Genomic DNA, 21766 nt, shown 5'->3' with positions numbered 1-21766 from the left:
CGGGATTGAAATTCCTTTCGCGATGTGTATGTCAGCGAATGCGCTTACGGCGTATATCGCTGTCGTGGCGGGAGGGTCAAGCGGCACCTCCCGTTCGTTTCGTGTCGCCATCATTCGGGGGTTGCGGCGGCATCCGAGGAATTCGGGTGTGACACTCGCCCTGCTCGCAACGTCATCCCCCCGACACACCCGTGGGAACAGACAGAACGGAGCATCATGGGCAAGAAGGACAAGAAGCGCAACGAGCCGGTCGACATCGCGGATTCCACCTCGGAGCAGCAGCGGCAGAAGGCGGGCAGCTGGTCGTCGCCCGCGCGGTACGCCGCGGAGCTGTTCGGCACCTTCCTGCTGGTGCTGGGCGGGGTGGGCACGGCGCTGTTCGCGGCGAACTTCCCCAGCGCCGACGACAACCAGGCCGGCGTGGGCTTCCTCGGCGTGGCCCTGGCCTTCGGCCTGACCCTGGTCGCGGGCATCGCGGCCGTCGGCCACATCAGCGGCGGCCACTTCAACCCCGCCGTGACCCTCGGTCTGCTGGCGGCCGGCCGTACGGACGCCCGCCACGTGCCGGGGTACATCCTCGCGCAGCTGATCGGCGGCATCCTGGCCTCCAGCGTCATCGCGCTCGTGCTCGCGGGGCGCCCCGACGGATTCGCCGCCGCGCAGGAGGCGGGCTTCGCCTCGAACGGCTTCGGCGAGGGCAGCCCGGGCGGCTACGGCCTCGCGGCGGTGTTCGTCGCCGAGGCCGTGCTCACCGGCATCTTCCTCGCGGTGATCCTCTCGGTCACCGCCAAGGCCGAGTACCAGGCGTTCGCCCCGATCGGCATCGGCCTCACGCTGACGCTCATCCACCTCATCAGCATCCCGATCAGCAACACGAGCGTGAACCCCGCACGGTCGATCGCCACCGCCGTCTACGGCGGAACCCTGCCGCTGAGCCAGCTGTGGGTCTTCATCGTCGCCCCGATCGCGGGAGCCCTCATCGCCGGCGCCGTGGTGCGCGTGCGGGGTCGTCGCACCGTCACGGCCTGATCGAGGACGCCGTACCACCGGCCCGGGAACGTGGGGTTCCCGGGCCGGTCCCGCGTCGGCCGGGCGTACGCTCGACCCATGTCCCCCCAGCTCCCGTCGGTGCGGTCCTGACATGGGCCGTCTCACCACCTCGCGCCGGGTGACGCGCATCACCCTCGAGGGGGCGAACCGACAGCGACCGGATGCCATCGCGGTCGAGGAGCCGCTCGAGATCCGCGTCGCCGGATCGCCGCTCGCCGTGACGATGCGCACGCCCGGCCACGACGTCGAGCTCGCCGCCGGCTTTCTCGTGTCGGAGGGCGTGATCAGCCGCGGCGACCAGTTCGCCCGCGCGATCCACTGCGGCGGTCCGGGCACGGGAGGCGCCGACGGCAACACCTACAACGTGCTCGACCTCACGCTCGCGCCGGGCGTGGCCCTGCCCTCCCCCGACATCGCCCGCTCCTTCTACACGACGAGCTCGTGCGGGGTGTGCGGCACCGCGTCGATCGAGGCGGTCGAGAAGGTCTCGACCTACGACGTCTCCCGTGACGCGCTGTCGGTGCCGGCACACGATGTCGCGGCCTTCCCCGACCGGCTGCGCGAGCAGCAGAAGACGTTCGACAAGACCGGCGGCCTCCACGGGGCCGCACTCTTCGACGGCACGACGGGCGAGCTCCTCGTCGCCCGCGAAGACGTGGGTCGGCACAACGCCGTCGACAAGGTCGTCGGGTGGGCTCTGCTGAACGACCGCCTTCCCCTGCGTGAGACGGTGCTGCAGGTGTCGGGCCGCGTGAGCTTCGAACTCGTACAGAAGGCCGTGATGGCCGGCATCCCGATGCTCTCGGCCGTGTCGGCGCCGTCGTCGCTCGCCGTCGAACTCGCCGAGCGCGCGGGCCTCACGCTCGCCGCCTTCGTCCGCGGGTCGAGCATGAACCTGTACACCCGCGCGGATCGCATCGTCGTCCCATCCACAACCCCCGTGGCGGAAGAGGTCGCGGGCGTACGCTGACGTTCGTGCGCGCGGTGTGTGGATGCCACCGGCTCGGCGCCGGAAACCACGGAGGGTGAACATGGGTGAGTCGTTCGGGCTGATGACCGAGGAACCGCGCCAGGGAGGCCTCGGGCCGCAGGTCGACGGCGAGTGGTCGAGCACCGGCCCCTACGAGCATCCCGCCGCCGGATGGGGCGCTGCCCTCACCGTGGGCAAGGTGCTCTACGAACAGCGTCAGCCCCTGGCGGGCACCAAGGCGATGTTCACGATGAACCACCCGAAGAGCGGCTTCGACTGCCCGGGATGCGCGTGGCCCGACGACAAGGGCGTCACCCTCGACATCTGCGAGAACGGCATCAAGCACGTCACGTGGGAGATGACCCACAAGCGCGTGGGCAAGGAGTTCTTCGCCGAGCACTCCGTGAGCGAGCTGTCGCAGTGGAGCGACTTCGAACTCGAGGACGCCGGGCGGCTGGTGGGGCCGATGGCGTACGACGCCGCGACCGACCACTACGTGCCGATCTCGTGGAACGACGCGTTCCGCCTGATCGCGCAGCACCTCACGGCCCTGGACTCCCCCGATCAGGCGGCGTTCTACACCTCCGGCCGCCTGAGCAACGAGGCGTCGTTCCTCTACCAGCTGTTCGCGCGCGAGCTCGGGACGAACAACCTCCCCGACTGCTCGAACATGTGCCACGAGGGCTCGGGCCGCGGGCTCACGGCATCCCTCGCCACCGGCAAGGGCACGGCCGACCTCGAGGACTGGGAGGCGTGCGACGCCCTCTTCGTGCTCGGCGTCAACGCCGCCTCGAACGCCCCCCGCATGCTCACGAGCCTCGCCGAGGCCATCGACCGCGGCGCCCAGGTCGTGCACGTCAACCCGCTGCGCGAGGTCGCGGGCACCCGCACGATCGTGCCGCACGAGATCGTCGACATGGCGACGTTCAACAGCACCCCCACGAGCACGATGAACCTGCAGGTGCGCCCGGGCGGCGACCTGGCCCTCGTCCGCGGTATGGCGAAAGTGGTGTTCGAGGCGTCGAAGACCGACCCCACGGCGCTCGACCAGGCCTTCCTCGACCAGTACACGAGCGGCCTCGACGCCTACCGCGCCCTCGTCGAGGCGACGCCGTGGTCGGAGCTCGTCGAGCAGGCGGGACTCACCGAGGCCGAGATCCGCGCGGCCGCCGACATCTATCTCGCCTCGAAGGCGTGCGTGATCAGCTGGTGCCTCGGAGTCAGCCAGCACCAGCACGGCGTCGACACGGTGCGCGAGATCGTCAATCTGCTGCTGCTCCGCGGCAACGTCGGCCGCAAGGGCACCGGTCCCTCCCCCGTGCGCGGCCACAGCAACGTGCAGGGCAACCGCACCTGCGGCATCAACCACAAGCCCACCGAGGAATGGCTGGCGAAGCTCGACGAGGTGTGCGGCATCACCTCGCCGCGCGAGCCCGGCCTCGACACCGTGCACACGGTCGCGGCCCTGCACCGTGGTGACCTCAAGGTGTTCCTCGGCATGGGCGGCAACTTCGTGCGGGCCGCTCCCGACACCAAGCTGACCGCCGAGGGCATGGGCCGCTGCGAGCTGACCATGCACGTGAGCACCAAGCTCAACCGCAGTCACCTCACCCACGGCAAGGAGGCGCTCATCCTCCCGTGCCTCGGCCGCACCGAGCGCGACATGCAGGAGGCGGGCCCGCAGTCGATCTCGACCGAGGATGCCATGAGCTCCGTCATGCTCTCGCTCGGCTCCCGCAAGCCCGCGTCGCCGCACCTGCTCAGCGAACCCGAGATCATCGCGCGCATCGCGCGGGCGACCATGCCCGGCTCGGCGACCCCGTGGGAGTGGTACGTGGGCGACTACGACCGCATCCGCGACACGATGGCGAAGGCGCTGCCCGGCTTCGAGGGCTTCAACGAGCTGGTGCGCCAGCAGTACGGATTCCGCATCCCTCAGCCCGCGCGCGAGCGCGACTTCCAGACGCCCTCCGGCAAGGCGGAGTTCTCGGATGCCGAACTGCCGAACGTCATCCCCGAGGAAGCCGACGTGCTGGTGCTGCAGACCATGCGCTCACACGACCAGTGGAACACGACGATCTACTCGGCCGACGACCGCTACCGCGGCGTGCGCAACATCCGCGAGCTGGTGTTCATGAACCGGCGCGACATGAAGGAACGCGGTCTCGCCGAGGGCGACCTCGTCGACATCGTGGCGACCTCGCGAGACGGGTCGGTGCGCCGTGTGACCGCGTTCCGCGCCCTGGAGTACGACACCCCGCGCGGCAGCGCCGCCGGCTACTTCCCGGAGCTGAACGTGCTGCTCGGCCCCGATGACTACAGCCGCCAGAGCGATCAGCCGCTGATGAAGGACATCCGGGTCAGGATCGCGAAGACGGCGTGACGCCGGGTCACGGCCCGGGCAGTCGTGGCTCGGCTCCGGCCGGTGCCACGCCGGGACCGGGCTGCCTGCCCGCGGCGGCGTGTCGACCGCGTCTTCCGCCGTTGCGCACGGCCACCGTGCCCGACGCCGCGGCATCCGCCCCGGCCTCAGGCCGGCAGCACCCCCGTGCGCGCGAGCTCGGCGTACCAGCGCCCGCTGTCCTTCACGGTGCGCTCGAGGGTGTCGAAGTCGACGCGGACGATGCCGAAGCGCTTCGCGTAGCCGTAGCCCCATTCGAAGTTGTCCATCAGCGACCACACGAAGTAGCCGCGCAGATCGACGCCCTGCTCGAGGGCGCGGTGGGCGGCGGTGAAGTGACGGCGCAGGTAGTCGAGCCGTTCCGGGTCGGGGACGGACCCGTCGTCGGCCACGACGTCGTCGAACGCGGCGCCGTTCTCGGTCACCATGAGCGGCTGCTGCGGGAACTGCTCGCGCAGCGACAGCAGGAGCTCCTCGAGTCCCTCGGGCGCGATGTTCCAGCCCATGGCGGTCGACGGGCCCGGCTGCGGCAGGAACTCGAGCACGTCGTCGCTCCCGGGCCACGCCGTGCCGCCGGCGGCGGCCTTGTGTCCGTCGTTGCTCTGCTTCGGCGACACCCCGTCCCAGATCTGCGCGGTGACGGTGGAGTAGTAGTTCACGCCCAGCACGTCGAGGGGCTGATGGATGGCATCCAGGTCGCCCTCGTGCACGAACGACCAGTCGGTGACGGATGCCGTGTCGGCCAGCAGGTCGTCGGGATAGGCCCCGCGCAGCATCGGGCCGGTGAAGGCCCGGTTGGCGAGGGCGTCCACGCGTCGCACCGCCTCCGCCGCCTGCTCACCGCGGCCCCGCGGCACGTGGAAGTTCAGCGTCACCGAGTACTCCGGGTCGCCGGTCGAGGTGGCCCGCAGCGCCTGCACCGCGCGGCCGTGCGCGAGGTTCAGGTGGTGCACCGCGGCGAGCGCGGCGGCCGGTTCGTGTCGCCCCGGCGCGTGTCCGCCCTGCCCGTAGCCGAGGTAGGCCGAGCACCAGGGTTCGTTCAGCGTCGTCCAGGTGTGGATGCGATCGCCCAGAGCCGCGCCCATGATCTCGGCGTAGCGCTCGAAGGCGTCGGCCGTCGCGCGCATCGGCCAACCGCCGGCATCCTCCAGGGTCTGCGGCAGATCCCAGTGGTACAGCGTCGCCACCGGCCGGATGCCCCGCTCGAGCAGGCCGTCGACGAGGCGCGAGTAGAAGTCGACGCCCGCCTGGTTGACCGCGCCGGTGCCCTCGGGGACGATGCGCGGCCACGCGATCGAGAACCGGTAGGCGCCGAGGCCCAGCTCCGCCATGAGATCGAGGTCGGCCTCCCAGCGGTGGTAGTGGTCGCAGGCCACGTCGCCGGTGTCGCCGTTCCAGACGCGACCCGGGGTCTTGCTGAAGGTGTCCCAGATCGAGGGGAGCCGGCCGTCCTGCGCCGCCGCCCCCTCCACCTGGTAGGACGCCGTGGCCGAGCCGAACGTGAAGCCCTCGGGGAAGACGAGCCCGCTGTCGCGGTAGTCGGTCGAGCCGACCGTCGGGGGAAGGGTCATCGGGAAGGCTCCTCGAGGTCGACGGTGAGGACGGACGATCGCCCGTCGGGGGTCGTGACGATGATCTCGCGCGTTCCGCTGCCGCCGGGGAAGACGCGCACCTCGAGTCCGTCGAGGTAGTCGTAGTCGGGCCGGTCCCCCCGCGCCCCCCACGGGATGACGGCGCCCGGGCGGGCGTACAGCGGCAGGCTGTCGAAGCCGTGGCGTTCGCGCAGCCACCGTCCGCCCTCGACCGTCTCGCCGCTCAGCAGGTGGGTCCAGCGCCCCTCGGGGAGGTAGAACTCCACATCGCCCTCGGCCGAGAACACCGGCGCGACGAGGAGGTCGGAGCCGAGCATGTACTGCCGATCGAGGTGGGCGACGGCCGGGTCGTCGGGGAACTCCATCGCCATCGGCCGCATGACCGGCACGCCGGTGTCGGCGGCGGTCAGACCGAGTTGGAAGAGGTACGGCATCAGCCGCATCTTGAGGTTCGTGAACAGGCGCGTGATCTCCACCGCCTCGTCGTCGAACTGCCACGGCACGCGGTACGACTCGGATCCGTGGAAGCGACTGTGGGTTCCGAGCAGGCCGAATGCGGTCCAGCGCTTGAACACCGCGGCATCCGGAAGCCCTTCGAAGCCGCCGATGTCGTGACTCCAGTGCGCGAAGCCGCTCATCGCGAGCGACAGGCCTCCGCGCAGGGTCTCGGCCATCGACGCGAACGTCGAGGTGGAGTCCCCTCCCCAGTGCACGGGCATGCTCTGCCCGCCGGCCGTGGCCGACCGCGCGAACAGCACCGCGTCGCCCTCGCCGCGCTCCTGGACGAGCACGTCGTAGACCGCGCGGTTGTACAGCTCGGTGTAGAGGTTGTGCATGCGGTCGGGCGCGGTGCCGTCGGCGTAGACGACGTCGAGGGGGATGCGCTCTCCGAAGTCGGTCTTGAAGCAGTCCACGCCCTGTCGCACGAGGCGTCGGAGGTGCTCCTGGAACCAGCGGGTGGCATCCGGGTCGGTGAAATCGACCAGGCCCATTCCGGCCTGCCACAGGTCCCACTGCCACACCGATCCGTCGGCTCGGCGCACGAGGTAGCCCGCTTCGGCCGCCTCGGCGAACAGCGGCGAGGCCTGGCCGATGTACGGGTTGATCCACACGCACACGCGCAGGTCGCGCTCGTGCAGGCGCCGGAGCATGCCGTCGGGGTCGGGGAAGACGCGGGGATCCCACTCGAAGTCGCACCACTGGAACTCGCGCATCCAGAAGCAGTCGAAGTGGAACACCGACACGGGCAGCTCGCGGCGGGCCATCTCGTCGATGAACGAGGTGACGGTCGCCTCGTCGTAGTCGGTGGTGAAGCTCGTGGACAGCCACAGGCCGTACGACCATGCCGGCACGACCGGGGGCCGGCCGGTGAGAGCCGTGTAGCGCGAGAGGACGTCCTTCGGGGTCGGGCCGTCGAAGACGAAGTACTCCAGAGCCTCGCCCGCGACGGAGAACTGCACGCGCTCGACCGCCTCGGAGCCCACCTCGAAGGACACGTGGCCCGGGTCGTTGACGAGTACGCCGTACCCGCGGTTCGAGACGTACAGGGGCACGTTCTTGTACGCCTGCTCACTGGAGGTGCCGCCGTCGGCGTTCCAGATGTCGACGGACTGGCCGTTCTTCACCAGCGGCCCGAACCTCTCGCCGAGGCCGTAGACGAGCTCGCCGACGCCGAGGTCGAGCTGCTCGTGGACGAACGTGCGCGGCGGGCTCGATCCCGCCGGGTCGACGATCGCCCGGTCGACCTGCGCCCCCTCGTCGAGGGTGACGTAGGCCTGGGCCTTGGCCGCGCTGGCGGTGAGCAGACGGCCGTCCGATCGGAACGACAGCGCCCACGGCGCACCGGCGGTCACCCGCGCCTCGAGGGCCCCACTGCGCAGCACCCCCGCCTCCGCATCGACCGCTCCGGCCCCGCGACCGGCGCCCGGCAGCGGGAAGGAGCAGCCGCGGCCCCGACCGGTGTGGTGCTCGATGCGCACGCGCACGACCCCCTCGGCCGGCGACGACAGGGTGGTGGTGAGCACGGGCCGGTTCAGCGTGTCGCCGCGGCGCTCGATCACCTTCGTCGGGGCCAGCACGCGCAGGCCCGGACCGTCGATCGTCTCGACCTCGCGGATGTCGACCGCCTCCTGCGCGTACAGCGCGCGCACGCCCGGCCGCAGCTGCCAGAACCCGTCGGTGAACTTCATCGCTGCTCCTCCACGACGACGACGGCTCCGGATGCCACCCGCACGGTGCCGTCGTACCGTTCACCGGTCACGAGGTCGCGCCCCGACGCCGCCGCCGAGCGCTCGGCATCCGTGTGGTTGAGGAGGAAGAGGTACGACGAGCCGTCGCCCACCCGTCGGATCACGTCGAGCCCGGGCTCGGACGCGACCACCGGGCCCACCCCGGCGGCGGCGAGCAGATCGGACAGCACCGCGTCGAGACCTTCGGTGTCGGGGCGGGTCGCGAGGTACGACGCGCTGCCACGTCCGAGCGAACGCCGCGTCCAGGTCGCCGTGCCGGAGCGTTCGCCGCTGGTCACGCGCGCGCGCACCTCGCTGTCGCGGGCATCGACGTCCTCGAGCCACACCGATGCCGTATGGCCGCTGTCGAGCGTCACGCTCTCGCCCGCCATGAGCGGGAAGAACTCGTCGACGCGGATGCCGAGCAGATCGCGGAAGGCGCCCGGATATCCGCCGGCGCGCACGCGGTTCTCGGGGTCGACGATGCCGGAGAGGTACGTCACGAGCACATGGGCGCCGTCGTTCGCGAGCCGCTCGAGGCGCGCGGGCAGCGCGTCATCGGCCAGGTAGAGCGTGGGAACGACGACCGCCGCGTATCCGTCGAGGTCGGCCGAGGACGGCAGCACGTCGACGGCGACGCCGCGCAGCGTGAGGGCGCGGTGGATCGCGATCGGCATGTCCATCGGGTCGACGAGGTCGCTGGGCATGCGGCCGCTGCGCAGGGCCGCGACCGTGTCGTGGTCGAAGAGCAGGGCGACCCGCGCCTTCTCGACCCGCGTCCCCCGCACGGGGGCGAGGGCCTTCAGCGTCGCGCCGAGCCGTTCGACGTCGCGGAAGATCGCGGAGTCCGCCCCGGCATGCGGCAGCATCGCCGAGTGGTACTGCTCGGCTCCCGCCGTCGACGCCCGCCACTGGAAGAACAGGATGCCGTCGGAGCCCCGAGCCACGTGCGCGAGGGAGTCGCGCGCCATCTCGCCGACGGACTTCGCGCGGTTCACGCCCTGCCAGTTCACCGCGGCCGTCGAGTGCTCCATGAGCATCCAGGGGCGCCCGCCGACCAGGCCGCGCACGCGGTCGGCGCTGAAGGCCAGCTCGCTGTGCCGGAACGGGTCGGCCCCGATCGTGTAGTGGTCGTTCGCGACGATGTCGACCTCGCGGGCCCACACCTCATGATCGGTGGCGCCCGGGGTGTTCATCACCATGAAGTTCGTCGTGATCGGGATTCCGGGGGTGATCCGTCGCAGTTCGTCGCGCTCGGCGCGGTAGTGGCCGATCAACGCGTCGGAGGTGAAGCGCTCGAAATCGAGCAGCAGACCGGGGTTGTGCCCCGTGCGTGCGCCGCGCGGCGGCTCGATCTGGTCGAACGAGGTGTAGTGGTGGCCCCAGAACGCGGTGCCCCACGCAGCGTTCAGACGCGAGACCTCGCCGAAGCGCTCGGCGAGCCAGAGGCGGAAGGCCGCGGCCGTCTCCTCGCTGTAGCAGCGCCCGTTCTCATTGCCGATCTCATTGCTGACGTGCCACATGCGCAGCGCCGGATGCGAGCCGTACCGCTCGGCGATCGCGCGCACGACGCGCAGCGCGTAGCGGCGGAACACCGCAGAACTCGGCGACCAGGCGAGGCGCCCTCCCTGCGCGGTGCGGTGGCCGTCGGCATCCACCGTCGCGATCTCGGGGTGCGCCCGCAGGAGCCAGATCGGCGGCGCCGCGGTCGGGGTGGCCAGGTTCACCCCGATTCCGCCGGCGTGCAGCAGGTCCATGATGCGGTCCAGCCACCCCCAGTCCCAGACCCCGTCGGCGGTCTCGAGCAGGCCCCACGAGAAGATGCCGAGCGACACCGAGGTCACTCCCGCGCGCTGCATCAGCGCGATGTCCTCGGGCCACAGCTCCTCGGGCCATTGCTCGGGGTTGTAGTCGGCTCCGAAGGCGATGCCGTCGGCGATCCAGTCGAAGCGGGTGGGGGCGGGCAGGTCGGCGGCGTGCGAGGAGAAGTCGTTCATGGTTCTTTCGTGGGGAGGAGGCGCGAGCGGAGGACGTCAGCCCTTGAGGCTGCCGCTGACGAGGTCGAGTCGCCAGAAGCGCTGCAGGAAGATCATCAGGAGCAGGAGCGGCACGATGGCGAGCAGCGCACCGACGATTGCGAGCGAGTAGAGCGCGGGCGTCCCCGTGCCGCGATTGAGCAGCAGGTAGAGACCCGTGGTGAGGGGATAGAGCTGCTCGTTGCTGAGCATGATGAACGGCAGCAGGAAGTTGTTCCAGATGCCGACGAACTGCAGCATGAACACGGTGATCAGGCCGGGGACCATCACGGGCATCGCGATCGACAGGAAGATGCGGAACTCGCTCGCCCCGTCGAGGCGAGCGGCCTCGACGGTCTCCTCCGGCACCGACGACTGCGCGTAGATGGTGGCGAGATAGATGCCGAACGGGTTGATGATGCTCGGCAGCAGCACGGCCCAGTACGTGTTCGCGAGGCCCAGCTCGGCCATGAGGAAGTACTGCGGGATCGCGAGGGTGATCTGCGGCAGCATGACGCCCGCGAGCAGCACGTTGAACACCACGGCGCGCCCCCGGAACCGGTAGCGGGCGAGCGCGTACCCGGCCGCCGCCGACACGAGGGTCGACAGGACGGCTCCGCCCCCGGCGTAGAGCAGGCTGTTGCCCGCCCACTTCCAGTACACGCCGCCGCCGTAGGTGGAGAGGTCGACGAGGTTCTGCCAGAACCCGGTCCCGGGCAGGAACGAGAAGGTGCTGAACAGCTCCCCGCGCGACTTCGTCGAGGCGGTGATCACCCAGACGATCGGGATGAGCGTGTAGATCGCGCCCATCAACAGCACGAGGGTGGGGATGACGCGGCCCCGGGTCACGGGGCGTGGGCGGCGCGCGGGCGGCCGCGGGGCGCGCGTCGTGGGGGCGTCGGCGGTGAGGGTGGCCATCAGTTCTCTCCGAAGGTGCGGCGCTGCAGGAGGCGGAGGAGCCCGAGCGAGACGACGAGGGTTCCCAGGGCCAGCACGACCGAGGCGGCTGCCGCTCCCGAGGTGTTGTCCAGGTTGAACGCGTCGCGGTAGATCTTCATCAGCGGGAAGAAGTTGAACGAGATCGAGTTCGACATCGACCGCAGCGTCGTGGGTTCGCCGTACGCCTGGAGCGTGGCGATGATCGAGAACAGGAACGTCAGCACGAGCGCGGGGGTGAGCAGGGGCACCTTGATCCGCCAGGCGATCTGCCATTCCGAGGCGCCATCGATCTTGGCCGCCTCGTAGAGCTCGCTGGGGATGGACCGCAACGCGGTGTACATCACGATCATGTTGAAGCCGACGCCCGCCCACACGGCGATGTTCGACAGCGACAGGTAGAGCCACGAGCCGTTCAGGAAGTCGACCGACGGCAGCCCCACCGCCTGCAGCACGTAGGTCGCAGGGCTCGTGCGCGGAAGATAGAGGAAGCCCCACAGCAGAGCGCCGATCACCCCGGGCACGGCATACGGCAGGAAGATCGCGAGGCGCGAGAAGCGGGCCAGGCGCACCCCGGGCAGATCCAGCAGCAGCGCGAACGTCAGCGCGAGACCGAGGGTCAGCGGCACCGAGATGAGGGCGAAGATCCCGAGCCGACCCAGGGATGCCACGAGTTCGGGATCGGTGAGCGAGGCGACGTAGTTGTCGAGACCGACGAAGGTCTGCCGACGGATGCCGAAGGCGCCGCCGCTGGAGCGCAGCTGCATGACGCTGAGGTAGATGGCGTACCCGATGGGCACGATGAGGAACATCGTGAACAGCGCGAGCGCGGGCGCGAGGAACGCCCACGGGGCCACGCGGGGCCGGAGGGAGGTGCGCCGGGATGCCGCGCGCGAGACGGTGGTGGTCACAGGTCGTTCTCCTGGGTCGGCGGTGGGAGGGCGCGGGCCCTCCCACCGCGGGGCGATCACTGGACCGTGAATCCGGACTTCTCGAGGTCGGCGACCACGGCCTCCTGAGCCGACTTCAAGACGGCGGTGTACGAGCCGCCGTTCTGCGTCGCGGCCTTCACCCCGTCGGACCACGAGTCGAAGGCCACCTGCACGTTCGGACCCCAGGTGAAGGGGGCACTGTTCTCGGCGATGTCGACGGCGAGGTCCCAGAAGTCCGCCTGGTCGCTCACCAGGTCGGGCACGGGCTGACCCGCGAGCTGCGACTGGCCCGCCGAGGAGGCCGGGAACAGACCGATGTCGATGAGCCCCTTGGTGCCCTCGTCGCTCGCATTGAGCCACTGGAGGAACTCGACGGCCTCCTTCGGGTGCTCGGTGTTCTTGGTCACCATGACGGAGGAGCCGCCCATGAAGCCGGTGCCGGTCTCGCCGTCCCACGTGGGCATCTTCGCGGCGGCCCAGAGGCCCGCGGTGTCGGGCGCCACCGAGAACGCGGCGGCGGGTGCCCAGGCCCCCGCGGTCCAGCTGAGGATGCTGCCGTCGTTCATCTTCGTGCCCCACTCCGGGGTGAAGAAGTGCGTGGTGTCGACGAGACCCTGCTCGACCAGCGGCTGCCAGAAGTCCACGACGCGCTGCGTGGGGGCCTCGTCGATGCCGACCTTCCAGGCGTCGCCCTCGGTGGCCCACCACTCGGCGCCGAGGGGCTGCGCGTAGGCGGCCATCGTCGACGCATCGTCGGGGTAGCCCCCGAGCAGGGTGCCGGGGAGGGTGGTCTTCACCGTCTGCGCCAGTGCCGCGTACTCGTCCCAGGTGGACGGCGCGGTCCATCCGTTCTGGTCGAAGACGTCCTTGCGGTACATGAAGATCATGGGGCCGGTGTCCTGGGGCACGGCGTACACGCCGTCTCCGACGGTGACCAGGCTCAGCGCCCCCTCGGAGAAACCGTCGGTGAACGTGTCGGCGTACTCGCTGATGTCGAGAGCCACGTCGCTGACGACCATGTTGGGCAGCTTCTGGTACTCGGCCTGGGCGAGGTCGGGACCCTCGCCCGCGCGCTGTGCCGCGAGCAGCTTGGCGATCATGTCGTCGGCGCCCGCGGCCTCGACCACCTTCACCTGGATGTCGGGATTCTGCTCGTTCCAGACATCGATGACGTCGCCGATGCCGGGTGCCCACGCCCAGTACTCGAGGGTCACCGGACCCGAGGACTGCCCCGCATCGCCGGCGCAGCCGGCGGTGGTCAGGACGGCGGCACTCGCGACGGCGAGGGCCCCGACGCGGAAAAGACTGCTGCGCTTCACGAACTACTCCTTTGTAGGTGCGACCGGCTCCGGGCGAGGGTGCGGCCGATGCTCCCCGGGGCCGACCCCCGGGTGCTCGCGTCCTACCCTCGCCGCCCCGCTCGATTTTGTCAACCTATGAAACAAAAACGATCCGCGCGCACGCGAAGGAGGTCCCCGCGTCGGGGGCGGTGTGCGCCGGGTCAGACCGAGAGCAGCTCGCGGATCGCCGTCGCGGCGGCGCCGCGGGCGTACAGACCGAAGGCGAAAGGCGGTCGGTCGATGCGGACGCTCGTGCGCGGAACCTGCTCCAGGTGCGCGCTGAGGCCGTCGTCGAACGCGGCGGGGTCCAGGTCGAGCATGTCGAGGCCCTCGCCCATGAGCGAGATCAGCTCCGGGTCGAGGAGGTTCACCGTCTCGGCCACCGCCGCCCCCAGGGCGTAGGCCGCCGACGCGAACGCCGCGCGCTCGCGCCCGTCGGCGGCGCGCGCACGCTCGAGGGCGACGGCATAGTCGCCGGGCGCCACGCCGGCGTTCGCTTCGATGGCCGGCATGCTCACGAAGCTGTGCACGCAGTCGGGGTGCCCGTTCGTGCACGGACGCCCCGTCCGGGCGATCCGGGTGTGACCCACCCGGCCGCTGCGCCCGTGAGACCCCTGCACCAACTCGTCGTCGATCACGACGCCGCACCCGATGCCGGCGCCGACCCCGTAGACGACGACGGAGCGGTGGTCGACGCCGCTGCCGAACCAGTGGTGAGCGGCTGTCAACGCGTGCACGTCGTTCGCGATGGTGACGGGCATCCCGACCCGCTCGGCCAGCAGCCGCGCCAGCGGCACCGGGGCGCTCCACCCGAGCAGGGGCGAGCTCGCCACGAGGGGCTCCCCCTCCCGTCGCAGGACGTCGGCCGCGAGCCCGACGCCGAGCGCCGACATCGTCCCGTGCCGGGCTCCCAGCGCCCGGGTCGCGTCGACGATCGCGTCGACGACCTCACCCTCGGCCGGCGAGACGAGGGCGATCTCGAGTTCGTCGACGACGGTCGCAGCGAGGTCGGTGACCACCGCGTACACCCGCTCCGCGGTCACCTTCACCCCGACGAAGTGCGCCGCCTGCGGACGCAGGTGCAGCTCTTCGGCGGGGCGCCCGCGCGAGGCGCTGGCCAGCATGTCGCCCGGCAGGATCAGACCCGCATCGACCAACTCGCGCGCCACTCGCGTGAGGCTCGCACGCGAGAGCCCCAGGCGCTCCGCGATGCGGATGCGAGAGCGCGGCCCGTGCACCAGCAGGTCCAGCAGCACCCGCCGACCCGTCGCGCTCAGCGCCGACCACCGCAGGGGCGGGCCCGAGGCGATCTCGGCGGGGTGCGACGTCACGAGATGAGGCTACGCCCCACCGGCACTCGCAGACCCTCCTCCCGCGGTGCCGGCGGCGCGGCAACCGGCGAACGAGACCGTGGATGCCATCGCCCCGGCGCTCGCGCGGGCGCAGCCCCCACCGCACGGCGCCGTCGAGGTCGAGGCACAGGCGCACAGCCTCCCGCCCCTGATCAGGAGGGGATGACGGCGCTCCACCGCTCCAGCGCCGTCGCGGTCGCGATCCGGACGGCGGTGGCGGGTTCCTGACGCGCCCGCCGCTCGCCCACGGTCTCGACGAGCGAGATCGCGCGCAGGTCCGCCGCCCCCGCGTCGACGACCCCCGCGACCACGAGGGCGCGCACCCCGTGCGCCGCGGCGAGCGCGAGCACGTGCCCGGGGCCTTTCCCGGCCAGGGAGGTCTCATCGAAGGCCCCCTCGCCGGTGAGCACGAGGTCGGCGCCCGCGATCAGCGCGTCCAGCCCCAGCGCGTCGGAGACGTAGGCGGCCCCGTCGACCAGCTCCGCACCCGCCGCCGACAGCGCGCCCGAGAGCCCACCCGCGGCGCCCGTGCGGGGAACGCGACGCACGTCGCATCCGAAGCGAAGCGCCCACTCCGCGGCATCCGTCTCGAGCCGCTGCGTGAGGCGCCGCACCATGGCGGCATCCGCCCCCTTCTGCGGCGCGAAGACCCGCGCAGCGTCGTCGAACGCGACGGTCGTGTCGGTCAGCACGACGACCCGCCCGGAAGCGAAGGGGACGCGATCACCGAGAGCCTCGAGCGCTCCGCGTCCGCCGTCGGTCATCGCCGAGCCGCCCATGCCGACGACGATGCGCGACGCGCCGCCGTCGAGTGCGAGGGCGACGAGCTCGCCCACGCCCCGGCTCGTGGCGGCCCACGGATCGTTGCCGCTCGCTCCCCCGGCGAGCACGAGCCCGGATGCAACGGCCGACTCGATGACGGCCCGATCGCCGTCGAGGCGCCACGGCGCACGCACCGGCGCCCCCCGGGGTCCGGTCACCACGTCCTCGCGGTTCGCGCCGCCGAGAGCGTCGAGCGTGCCGTCACCGCCGTCGGCGATGGGCACGCCCACCACCTCCGCGCTGCGTCGCCACGCGTGCACGGCCTCGGCCATGGCATCCGCCGCCGCCCGGGCACTCAGGGTGCCCTTGAACTTGTCGGGGGCGACGATCACGCGCATGCGGCCGCGTCAGACGTCGGCGCTGACGAGCACGCCCTGCCGCTGCAGGTCGGCTTGCACGCGGGAGACGACGTCCTGATACGCCGTGTGCAGCTTCCGCTGCTCCAGACCGTCGTCGCTGCCGCCGGCCGGCTGGAAGATCGGGCGGTGCAGGTCGACGCGGACGGTGCCGTCCAGGTCGGTGAAGCGCACGTCGAGCACCTCGCGCACGTCGGCGTCGTTCGCGCGCAGACCGAGGAACATGGTCGTGGCGACGCTGCCGTGGGTCGCCTTCCAGTGGTCGCGCCCCTCGGTCACGGTGAAGCCGGCCGCCTCGAGCGCGGTCCGCGTGGCCTGCTGGGCGGCGGCGAGGTCGCCCGAGACGACGAGGTGGAAGTTCAGGATGGCCATGGGCGTGCGCCTTTCGCTCGGGTGCGGCCAGCCTGTCGGTTCCGCCCTCCTCTGCACAACCTCGGTTCGCGCCGCTCGGTGCGGACGGCGGGTGTGCGAATCGTCGCGCGGCGAGGGCGGCGGAACGGATGCCGTCCTCGACCCCTCCTCCCCGCAGCCTCCCCACCCGGGGAGGTGAGATGACCGCCCGGGCATGTCGGCCCGCCCAACTAGACTGGCTCCCGTCCGGCCCCTGCGATTCTTGGAGCTCAGCCGCGTGACCACCCCGAACCCCGCCGCCCGTACCGCCCTCGCCGATACGGTCGAGAACGCGATCGCCACGCCCGAGAAGGACCAGCCCTACGGCGCTCTGGGCCTGAAGAGCGATGAGTACGCGAAGATCCGCGAAATCCTGGGCCGCCGCCCCACCAGCGGCGAGCTGGCGATGTACTCGGTCATGTGGAGCGAGCACTGCTCCTACAAGTCGAGCAAGATCTACCTCCGTCAGTTCGGCCAGAAGGTCAGCGACGAGATGAAGACCCGCCTCATGGTGGGCATGGGCCAGAACGCCGGCGTCGTCGATGTCGGCGAAGGCTGGGCGGTCACCTTCAAGGTCGAGTCGCACAACCACCCGAGCTACATCGAGCCCTTCCAGGGCGCCGCGACCGGCGTCGGCGGCATCGTCCGCGACATCATCTCGATGGGCGCCCGTCCCGTCGCGGTCATGGACCAGCTGCGCTTCGGCGCGATCGACCACCCCGACACCCCCCGCGTCGTGCACGGCGTCACCAGCGGCATCTCGTTCTACGGCAACTGCCTGGGCCTGCCCAACATCGGCGGCGAGACGGTCTTCGACGCCGTCTACCAGGGCAACCCGCTCGTCAACGCCCTCGCGGTCGGCGTCATGCGCCACGAAGACATCAAGCTCGCCAACGCCACGGGCGTGGGCAACAAGGTCGTGCTGTTCGGCGCGCGCACGGGCGGCGACGGCATCGGCGGCGCGAGCATCCTGGCATCCGACACCTTCGCCGACGGCGGACCCACGAAGCGCCCCGCGGTCCAGGTCGGCGACCCGTTCGCCGAGAAGGTGCTCATCGAGTGCTGCCTCGAGCTCTACAAAGACGATCTGGTCGAGGCCATTCAGGACCTCGGGGCCGCGGGCATCTCGTGCGCCACGAGCGAGCTGGCCGCCAACGGCGACAGCGGCATGAAGGTCGAGCTGTCGAAGGTGCTGCTGCGCGACCCGTCGCTCACGCCCGAAGAGATCCTCATGTCGGAGTCGCAGGAGCGCATGATGGCGATCGTCGCGCCCGAGAAGCTCGACGCGTTCCTCGCCGTCGTCGGCAAATGGGACGTCGAGACGAGCGTGCTCGGCGAGGTCACCGGCGACGGACGCCTCGTCATCGACTGGTACGGCGAGCGCATCGTCGACGTCGACCCCTCGACCGTCGCGGTCGACGGCCCCGTCTACGAGCGTCCCGTCGCCTACCCGACGTGGATCGACGCGCTGCAGGCCGACTCCGCCGCATCCCTCCCCCGGGCGACGGATGCCGACGCCCTCCGCGAGCAGTTCACCACGCTGGTGGCGAGCCCCAACCTCGCCGACACGTCGTGGATCACGAACCAGTACGACTACTACGTGCTGGGCAACACCGCGCTGAGCTTCCCCGACGACGCCGGCATGATCCGCGTCGACGAGGAGACCGGCCTCGGCTTCGCCATCGCGACCGACTGCAACGGCCGCTACAACCAGCTCGACCCCTACAACGGCGCGAAGCTCGCCCTCGCCGAGGCGTACCGCAACGTCGCCGTCACCGGTGCCGTGCCCACCGCGGTCACCGACTGCCTCAACTTCGGCAGCCCCGAGAACCCCGAGGTCATGTGGCAGTTCAGCCAGGCCGTCGAGGGTCTGAGCGACGGCTGCCTCGAGCTCGGCATCCCGGTCACGGGCGGCAACGTATCGTTCTACAACCAGACCGGCGACCAGCCGATCCACCCGACCCCGGTGGTCGGCGTGCTCGGCATCATCGACGACGTCGCAGCCCGCATCCCGAGCGGTTGGCAGGATGCCGGCGAGAACCTCTACCTGCTCGGTGTCACCGCCGACGAGCTCGACGGTTCGCAGTGGGCCGGCACCATCCACGACCACCTCGGCGGTCGCCCGCCGAAGGTCGACCTCGCGCAGGAGCGCAAGCTCGCCGAACTGCTGCAGGCCGCGGGTTCGCAGTCGCTCGTCTCGAGCGCTCACGACCTGTCGTCGGGCGGCCTCGCGCAGGCCCTCGCCGAGGGCGTCATGCGCTTCGGCGTCGGCGCGCGCGTCTGGCTCACCGAGCTCATGGAGCGCGACGGACTGGATGCCACCGCCGCCCTGTTCAGCGAGTCGACCGGTCGCGTGCTGGTGAGCGTGCCGCGCGAGGAGGACGTGAAGTTCCGTGGGCTGTGCGACGGTCGCGGCTATCCGGTGCTGCGCATCGGCGTCACCGACATCGAGCCGGGCACCGAGGCATCCCTCGAGATCCAGGACGTGTTCACCGTCCCCCTCGCGGAACTGCGTCGCCTGTCGACCGAGACCCTTCCCGCGGTCTTCGGACCCACCGTCGCGGAGCCGGTGGCGTGAGCCGATCGCCGCGCGGGATTCGCACCCGCGCGGCATCGGCCGCCCCGCTCGCCGCCGCCGACACGCGGCACGGACCCCAGCCGAGAGGAGATGCGCGATGACCGACGACGACGACATGACCGTCTTCAGTGACAAGCGTCAGAAGCGCGTGAAGATCACCGCCTGGATCGTGATCGGTGCGCTCATCCTCACCGGCGGGGGCGCGACGGTGATCTCGCTCATTCTGGGCTGACGACGCGAGGCGGTTCCGCATGTCCCTGATCGACCCGACTCCTGAGACCGTCGCCGCGCTCGACGCCCTCTCCGATGCGGCACGCGCCCAGCCCTCCAGCTTCGCGGCGATGGATGCCCTCTGGCGCGCCGTCTACGCGCTGCCGCACTGGTCGTTCGTCGCGCGCGGACCCGACGACGCCCCGTCGCCGTTCATCGGTCAGCTCGCGAACGGGCCGATGGTCTTCGCCTTCACCACGCGACAGCGCGCGCACGACGGAGCCCTCGCGAACGGACTCGACGAAGAGGCCGCCTCACGCGTGCTGAGCGTTCCGCTCCCCGGGGCGGTCGAGTGGCTCGCCGGGTTCGCGCAGCAGGGCGTCGTAGGCGTCGTGTTCGACATGCCCGCGCAGGGCTACACGGCCCCGCTGCAGAACCTCCTGCCGATGCAGGCGCACATCGCGAGCGCTCCTCCGGCCTGACGCGGGTCACGCCAGGGAGGCGAATCGCTCCGTCTTCTCTACCGGACCGATCACGATCAGCAGATCGCCCTCTCCGACGATGGATGCCGCGCCCGCAGCGTGCCACTGCCCGTCGGCCTGCCGGATCTTGACGATCGTCACACCGTGGCGCCGGCGCACGGCCGCCTGCTCGAGGGTCTGACCGACGAGCTCGCGCGGGGCCACGGTCTTCGCGACGACGAGGTCGCGGTCGAATTCGACGTAATCGAGCATCGACCCCCGCACGAGGTGCGCGACGCGGCGGCCCATGTCGGCCTCGGGGTAGACGACGTGCTCGATTCCGAGCTGCTCGAGGATGAGCCCGTGCTGCTCGTTGATCGCCTTCGCCCAGATCGAGCGGGTGCCCATGCGCTTCAACAGCGACGTCGTCAGGATGCTCGCTTGGATGTCCGATCCGATCCCGACGACGACGCGGTCGAACTCGGCGATCCCGAGCTGCTCCAGGGCCGCCTGCTTCGTCGAGTCGGCCCGCACGACGTGCGTGAGCACGCCGTTGAGCGACTGGACGATGTCTTCGTCGGTGTCGACGCCGAGCACCTCGCTGCCGCTGCGCGCGAGTTCGGTGGCGAGCGCCCCGCCGAAGCGCCCGAGACCGATCACCGCGATCGACGTCGCCGCGTTCCCGCGCATCCGGCGCCGGCTGAAGAACGTGTTGCTATCCAATGATCGGACGCTCCTTCGGGAGTTCGTACATGCGCTTCTCCCGCGTCAGCGCCAGGGCGGCGCCGAGCAGGACGGGACCGAGTCGCCCGATGAACATCAGCACGATGAGGATCAGCTGGGCCAGCGTCGGCAGATCCGCCGTGATGCCGGTCGAGAGGCCGACGGTGGCGAACGCCGAGATGACCTCGAAGAAGACCCGGTCGAAGCCGAACGGGCTCAGCACCATGATCGCCAGGGTCGATCCGACCACGAGAGCGACCGAGAGCAGTGCGACCGTGAGCGCCTCGCGGTGAGTCGATCGGGGAAGACGTTTGCCGAACATGTTGACCGCGGTGTCGCCACGCAGTTCAGCCAGCACGATGAACAGCAGCACCGCGAATGTCGTGATCTTCACGCCTCCGGCCGTACCGGCGGGGCCGCCGCCGATGAACATGAGGATGTCGGTGACGAACCAGCTCTCGGGGAACATCTGCGACACGTCGATCGAGTTGAAGCCGGCGGTGCGCGGCATCACCGACATCGTGAACCCGGCGAGCAGACGGCCGGCAGGATCCATCGCCCCCAGGGTCGCCGGATTCGACCATTCCAACGCCGTGAGGACGACCGTCCCCGCGACCAGCAGCACGGCGCTTCCGACGAGCACGGTGACGGTGTTGAGCGTCCATCGCCGGGGGAAGCGGTACTGACGCCAGAGCTCCATGATGACCGGGAAACCAAGGCCGCCGAGGATGATGGCCGCGCAGATCGGCAGGCAGATCAGCGGGTCGGTCGCGAAGGACATGAGACTGTCGCTGAAGAGCGCGAAGCCCGCGTTGTTGAACGACGACACCGCGTGGAACACGCCCAGCCAGAGGGAGTGCCCGAAGGACTCGCCGTAGCCGAGCCAGAAGCGTCCGGTGAGTACCAGCGCCACCACGGCCTCGGTGATCAGGGCGATCAGGGCCACCCCGAGGAGCACGCGGCGCACATCGCCGACCGCGACGGTGTGCGTCTCGCTCACGGCCGTGAGGCGGGTGCGCAGCCCGAGTCGTCGCGCGACGAGCAGACCGAGCAGCGTCGCGAGCGACATGACGCCGAATCCGCCGATCTGTATGAGCACCATGATCACGACCTGGCCGAACGGCGACCAGAAGGTCGGGGTGTCGACGATGATGTGCCCCGTCACGCACACGGCACTCGTCGCGGTGAAGAGTGCCTCCATGAAGGTGGCCGGCCGCCCCTGAGTCGCGATGGGCAGCGAGAGCAGCGCCGTGCCGATGGCGAGGACTCCCCCGAACGCGAGGGCGATGGCCCGGCCGGGTGTGAGGGAGACGCGCCTCCGGGCTGACCCTGCGAAGAGGGCCGCGCGCGTTCGCCGAGTCACCGGCCTACGATCTCACATCCCGCGGCTCACCCCGTGCGCATTCCGGC

The 21766-nt window shown here is 70.7% G+C and carries 17 protein-coding genes; 6 read left to right on the top strand and 11 right to left on the bottom strand.

Features of this window, described 5'->3' with window-relative positions:
• Positions 1-216: 216 nt before the first annotated feature.
• The 3 genes from aqpZ to AB0230_RS16205 all read left to right on the top strand — a co-directional run bounded on the left by aqpZ (position 217) and on the right by AB0230_RS16205 (position 4403).
• The gene (aqpZ, locus tag AB0230_RS16215; RefSeq protein ID WP_366376861.1) at positions 217-1029 is read left to right on the top strand and encodes an aquaporin Z; all 813 of its coding nucleotides are present in this window, start codon (positions 217-219) and stop codon (positions 1027-1029) included.
• A 112-nt stretch (positions 1030-1141) separates the two neighbouring features.
• Positions 1142-2020: a formate dehydrogenase accessory sulfurtransferase FdhD gene (gene fdhD / locus AB0230_RS16210; RefSeq protein WP_315994010.1), complete on the top strand. Its 879-nt coding sequence runs from the start codon at positions 1142-1144 to the stop codon at positions 2018-2020.
• Between the two features lie 61 nt (positions 2021-2081).
• Positions 2082-4403 carry an FdhF/YdeP family oxidoreductase gene (locus tag AB0230_RS16205; RefSeq protein ID WP_366376859.1) on the top strand — a complete coding sequence of 774 codons (2322 nt, stop codon included), beginning with the start codon at positions 2082-2084 and terminating at the stop codon, positions 4401-4403.
• 146 nt (positions 4404-4549) lie between these two features.
• Here AB0230_RS16205 and AB0230_RS16200 read toward each other — a convergent pair whose 3' ends face one another.
• The 9 genes from AB0230_RS16200 to AB0230_RS16160 all read right to left on the bottom strand — a co-directional run bounded on the left by AB0230_RS16200 (position 4550) and on the right by AB0230_RS16160 (position 16366).
• Positions 4550-5992, bottom strand: coding sequence for a GH1 family beta-glucosidase (locus tag AB0230_RS16200; protein ID WP_366376857.1), 1443 nt, complete (start codon positions 5990-5992; stop codon positions 4550-4552).
• On the bottom strand, positions 5989-8202 hold the full coding sequence (gene yicI, locus AB0230_RS16195) for an alpha-xylosidase (RefSeq protein WP_366376855.1): 2214 nt from the start codon (positions 8200-8202) through the stop codon (positions 5989-5991). Before yicI ends, AB0230_RS16200 begins: the two co-directional genes overlap by 4 nt.
• On the bottom strand, positions 8199-10238 hold the full coding sequence (locus AB0230_RS16190) for a beta-galactosidase (protein ID WP_366376853.1): 2040 nt from the start codon (positions 10236-10238) through the stop codon (positions 8199-8201). Before AB0230_RS16190 ends, yicI begins: the two co-directional genes overlap by 4 nt.
• 36 nt (positions 10239-10274) lie before the next feature.
• Positions 10275-11174, bottom strand: a complete 900-nt coding sequence (locus AB0230_RS16185) for a carbohydrate ABC transporter permease (RefSeq protein ID WP_315994015.1) — start codon at positions 11172-11174, stop codon at positions 10275-10277.
• Positions 11174-12103 carry a sugar ABC transporter permease gene (locus tag AB0230_RS16180; protein WP_315994016.1) on the bottom strand — a complete coding sequence of 310 codons (930 nt, stop codon included), beginning with the start codon at positions 12101-12103 and terminating at the stop codon, positions 11174-11176. Before AB0230_RS16180 ends, AB0230_RS16185 begins: the two co-directional genes overlap by 1 nt.
• 56 nt (positions 12104-12159) lie before the next feature.
• Positions 12160-13443, bottom strand: coding sequence for an extracellular solute-binding protein (locus AB0230_RS16175; RefSeq protein WP_366376850.1), 1284 nt, complete (start codon positions 13441-13443; stop codon positions 12160-12162).
• A 182-nt stretch (positions 13444-13625) separates the two neighbouring features.
• Positions 13626-14795 (bottom strand): ROK family transcriptional regulator, encoded by a 1170-nt coding sequence (locus AB0230_RS16170; protein ID WP_315994018.1) that lies wholly within the window; start codon positions 14793-14795, stop codon positions 13626-13628.
• Between the two features lie 173 nt (positions 14796-14968).
• Complete coding sequence (locus AB0230_RS16165) at positions 14969-15976, bottom strand: glycerate kinase (protein ID WP_366376848.1); 1008 nt, start codon at positions 15974-15976, stop codon at positions 14969-14971.
• A 9-nt stretch (positions 15977-15985) separates the two neighbouring features.
• Entirely contained in the window at positions 15986-16366 is a 381-nt protein-coding gene (locus tag AB0230_RS16160; protein WP_315994020.1) for a hypothetical protein, read from the bottom strand.
• 256 nt (positions 16367-16622) lie between these two features.
• Between AB0230_RS16160 and purL the strand changes: the two genes are divergently transcribed.
• From purL to AB0230_RS16145, 3 genes are all read left to right on the top strand, one after another.
• Positions 16623-18962 carry a phosphoribosylformylglycinamidine synthase subunit PurL gene (gene purL, locus AB0230_RS16155; RefSeq protein ID WP_315994021.1) on the top strand — a complete coding sequence of 780 codons (2340 nt, stop codon included), beginning with the start codon at positions 16623-16625 and terminating at the stop codon, positions 18960-18962.
• A 97-nt stretch (positions 18963-19059) separates the two neighbouring features.
• Complete coding sequence (locus AB0230_RS16150) at positions 19060-19194, top strand: hypothetical protein (protein WP_315994022.1); 135 nt, start codon at positions 19060-19062, stop codon at positions 19192-19194.
• Between the two features lie 19 nt (positions 19195-19213).
• On the top strand, positions 19214-19654 hold the full coding sequence (locus tag AB0230_RS16145) for a hypothetical protein (RefSeq protein WP_366376846.1): 441 nt from the start codon (positions 19214-19216) through the stop codon (positions 19652-19654).
• Between the two features lie 6 nt (positions 19655-19660).
• Here AB0230_RS16145 and AB0230_RS16140 read toward each other — a convergent pair whose 3' ends face one another.
• The gene (locus tag AB0230_RS16140) at positions 19661-20356 is read right to left on the bottom strand and encodes a TrkA family potassium uptake protein (RefSeq protein WP_366376844.1); all 696 of its coding nucleotides are present in this window, start codon (positions 20354-20356) and stop codon (positions 19661-19663) included.
• Entirely contained in the window at positions 20349-21719 is a 1371-nt protein-coding gene (locus tag AB0230_RS16135; protein WP_363388151.1) for a potassium transporter TrkG, read from the bottom strand. Before AB0230_RS16135 ends, AB0230_RS16140 begins: the two co-directional genes overlap by 8 nt.
• Between the last annotated feature and the right edge of the window lie 47 nt (positions 21720-21766).

It is taken from the genome of Microbacterium sp. NPDC089190 (assembly GCF_040701795.1).
GTDB classification, from domain to species: Bacteria; Actinomycetota; Actinomycetes; order Actinomycetales; family Microbacteriaceae; genus Microbacterium; species Microbacterium galbum.
The sequence above is the reverse complement of the archived record's forward strand: the minus strand, read 5'-3'. Positions and strand labels throughout refer to the sequence as shown.